The organism is Bacillus sp. LL01 (assembly GCF_001037965.1).
Genome location: NZ_LFEL01000229.1, coordinates 1 through 3,638, shown reverse-complemented (window position 1 = coordinate 3,638; position 3,638 = coordinate 1). Strand labels below are relative to the sequence as shown.

Sequence of the window (3,638 nt, the reverse complement as noted above, 5' to 3'; positions counted from 1 at the left end):
TGAATATATATGGGCTGATCAAAGCCAAACTCTTCAAGAAGAACGGCTTCATCCGTGGTCGATGTCACCATCTCATCTACTTTTAAAATGGTCCTAATTGGATCTCCTGGTGTAACCTTCATTAATAGAAACGTTATAAATGAGAGTACGAGAATCATGATGACAAGTTGCAACAATCGATTGAATGCTACTTTTAAAAGAGTGCGGGTGAGGGTTCCCATATAAAATAAATGTCCCTCCTTTCATATTAATAGCGAAGTAGAAAAGTGAAAGCACCGAAAATCGATGCTTCCACTTTTTATTCCTCTACGTCCATCTCATTGGTAATTAAATAATATTCTTCAGAACCAGGCTCCCAATTAGTTACACGTTCATTCACTCCGACAATAATATGGGGATGCAAAATGAACGATTGAGGCACTTCTTTTTGAATGATCTCTACAGCTTGTTGTTGTAGATCATCACGTTTCTCTTGATCAATTGTTTGATTGATTTGTTCGGTTAACTCATTTAATTCAGTGATATCGATTTGTCCTGGATTCAGTGAGCCATCAGGTAAGTAGGCGACATTCAAAAAGTATCCCCCGTCTCCTCTAGGTGCTGTTAAATTACTGTATGTAACGAGATCCCACTCATCTTGCTGCTCAAATAAATAACTATCAATATTCTCAATTGTCACTATATCAAGCTGAATCCCAATGCTTGATGCTTCAGCTTGTAAATATTGCGCCATTAACGGTAGCTCCGGACGCCCTTGATAGGTCGCAATCGTTAAAGATAATGGTTCTCCATCCTTTTCAAGGATGCCATTTTCATTCATCTCAAAACCAGCATCATCCAGTAATTCCTTCGCTTGTTCTGGATCATATTCTTCTGGGTCATTTTGACTTGCAAAAGCAAAATCAGGATTAAATGGTCCGGTTGCAGCTGTTGCATGACCGCTCATAATCTCATCTACCATCACAGGACGATTTGTAATAAGGTCTAACGCCTTTCTCACATTCTGATCCTGCAATAAAGGCTTTGATTGGTTATAAAGGACAAAATGCGCACGCAAACTCGGAACAGACTCTACTCGTAGGTCGTCACTACTCTCAATTGGCTCTAATGCTTCTGGAGGTAAATGATAAGCAATATCTACCTCATTTGACTGTAAGCTTAATGCGCGAACATTTGCATCAGAATTAAAAGTGATGTTTACCTTGTCTAAGTTAGCTGCCCCGTCCCAATACTCCTCATAACGCTCTAATTCAACCTTTGATTCAGGAGTAAACGATTTAACTTTAAATGGACCGGTTGCGATTGGTTGTTCGGTCATATCATCGGTATCAACTTTCACAATAGTTGCGTTAGTATGTACGAGCTCTGATAAGAAGGCAGGGAAGGTTTCCTCTGTCTGAAAAGTGACAGTTTGTCCTTCTGCTTCAATTGATTCAATTTTCAACATCGAATTAACAGAATCATTCACTTCAAGTAATCGCTCAAAGGAAGCTTTAACCGCCTCGCCATCTACTTTTGTTCCATCATGAAACGTTACATGATCATGAATCGTAAATTCCCATGTAGTGTCATCTATTTGCTCATACGACTTAGCTAACCATGGCTCAATTTCTAGGTCTTCATTGATTTTAACGAGCGTTTCTGCAATTCCAGCACGAACTCCCATCCAATCATGATGCGGATCGAGAGTGGAGGATGGGAAACTAAATAGGAATGATAGTGATTTTTCTGCTTCCTTACTAATTTTCCTTTCATTTTCTATCGCTGCTTCTTCATTAGTTGAGCACCCTACAAGCGCTAGAGTGCACAATAAAACAATTAAGGTATACCTAGTAATTTTATACATATTCTATKAATCTCCCTTTCTACTGATTCAAATCGTAATTATTACGATTATATGAACAAGGAAGTGAAAAAGTCAATAATTAAATAAGAATGATTCCTATTCTCTATAAGAATTCAAAATAAAAACGTAGCTGCTTAAGCAGCTACGTTTTTATTTTGATAATCTATTAACTATTTGAACCAATTCATCATACGAATAAGCAGGCGATACCCCTTCTAAATGAAGCAGATACTCCGCAATTTCCTTTGCATTCAAACCACATTGACCCTTTAACCCCTTCATAATTGTTTGTAAATAAGGAATAGACGGTGGGAATTCCGCCTCTACCACTGGTCTCTTTGGGTTGGTAAATGTGAAGACCGGGAAGCCTTCCACCGTTCCTACATTCATCATTTTCCCATATAAACCATTCAAAGTGGCAGTTTGGTCATTTACCAAACGAGACATTTCACTTTCTACTTCTAGCAATCCATTCTCTTGTGCCATCACATCTAAATATTGTTCCATCGTAATTAAATAGCAGACAAAATTTGTCTGCTTTTCTCCCCTATTAGGATCAATAAATACCGGTGCCCCTCCCCAACGATCTGAGTAATGGGCAAAATACGCTTCATAAGGCAGTTTCAGTGTCTTCATCGAAGTTGGTAATTCTTTATCTCGGCATCCTCTTTCTGTTTTCGTTGAGCCTTCAGGTCTTCCACCTTGAATATAACAATAAAAACGCTGAGGGTTCATGTTTGACCCATAGCTTGCATACCAGACATGTGTTACCTTTAACACGTCCTGACTTTTCATGATTAGCTGTTGTTCATCTCGTTGMATCGTTCACACACCTTTTAATGATCATCTTCTTCTATGTAGTTCCCTTTTGAATGGGTCTTATCTTCACTCACTTCATATCCACTCTGACGAATTTTTCCTTTTCCATCAACATGATAATTGTAAATAAAACCAGGTTCATCTTCAAATGTCACTCTCAAATGATATGGATGATATTGTGGATAGGTCCGATGGTCAATCGCTCCTATATCCCAGTTTTCACTAGGATAGCGATTTTCTAGATAATTGTCTAATAGCAGGGTTCGTTTCTCGATTTGCCAATCTATCCAATAAGGTCTCGCGAAAAAGAATGTTATTAAAAAGATAAATACCACAAGCACTACTATAAATCCAATTCGTTTCCATTTATAAGGGAGAAATAGTGAAATTAAGAGTATAYCAACTACCACCACCCCTCCTATTCCATATTCTAGAATTGTTAGAGGATGCATTCGATCACCTACTTCCTTTCTACTTAATTCGTCGTATTACATATCATCCCTTTTGTTATTTGCCTATTGCCATATCCTTCTAATTAGATTATCATCTAATTAGATAAACATTAAAGGAGTTTTCGCCATGCAATTAAATCGATTAGTGAACTTCCACAAAACGCTCGGGGATAAGACACGCATCCAAATCATTGCTCTCTTAAGAGATGGACCTCTTCATGGTCAAGCGATCGCCGGGAAGCTCGGCTTAACCCCCCCTACAATCTCTCATCATCTAACGAAACTAAGAGACATTGCCATCGTCTATCAACGTCGGGAAAAGAACACAATTTATTTTCATTTAGATGAAAAAAAGCTTGAATCAATGGCTGAAGCCATCACTCGTCTTGGAGGTGAGAAGGAAGTGGATCCATTTAAAGTAGAAGATGCTGAGAAGTACAAAGTCATTCAGAACTTTTTTGATCAGGCAGGCCGCTTAAAAACGATTCCTGCACAGCGAAAGAAAAAGCTTATCATCCTTG

Annotated in this window: 4 protein-coding genes and 1 pseudogene; 1 reads left to right on the top strand and 4 read right to left on the bottom strand. The window is 38.4% G+C overall.

The window, feature by feature from the left end:
• From AB685_RS28510 to AB685_RS28495, 4 genes and pseudogenes are all read right to left on the bottom strand, one after another.
• Positions 1–221, bottom strand: a pseudogene (locus AB685_RS28510) (nickel ABC transporter permease subunit NikB); the annotation flags it as partial.
• A 77-nt stretch (positions 222–298) separates the two neighbouring features.
• Positions 299–1,846, bottom strand: a complete 1,548-nt coding sequence (gene nikA, locus AB685_RS28505; RefSeq protein WP_053073991.1) for a nickel ABC transporter substrate-binding protein — start codon at positions 1,844–1,846, stop codon at positions 299–301.
• Positions 1,847–1,996: 150 nt separating this feature from the next.
• Positions 1,997–2,641 carry a hypothetical protein gene (locus tag AB685_RS28500; RefSeq protein WP_047973980.1) on the bottom strand — a complete coding sequence of 215 codons (645 nt, stop codon included), beginning with the start codon at positions 2,639–2,641 and terminating at the stop codon, positions 1,997–1,999.
• Between the two features lie 41 nt (positions 2,642–2,682).
• Positions 2,683–3,117, bottom strand: coding sequence for a DUF3139 domain-containing protein (locus tag AB685_RS28495; RefSeq protein ID WP_047973979.1), 435 nt, complete (start codon positions 3,115–3,117; stop codon positions 2,683–2,685).
• Positions 3,118–3,244: 127 nt separating this feature from the next.
• On the opposite strand from AB685_RS28495, the gene AB685_RS28490 reads away from it, so the two are divergent.
• Positions 3,245–3,638 (top strand): metalloregulator ArsR/SmtB family transcription factor (locus tag AB685_RS28490; RefSeq protein ID WP_047973978.1); only part of this gene is annotated, 394 nt, incomplete at its 3' end.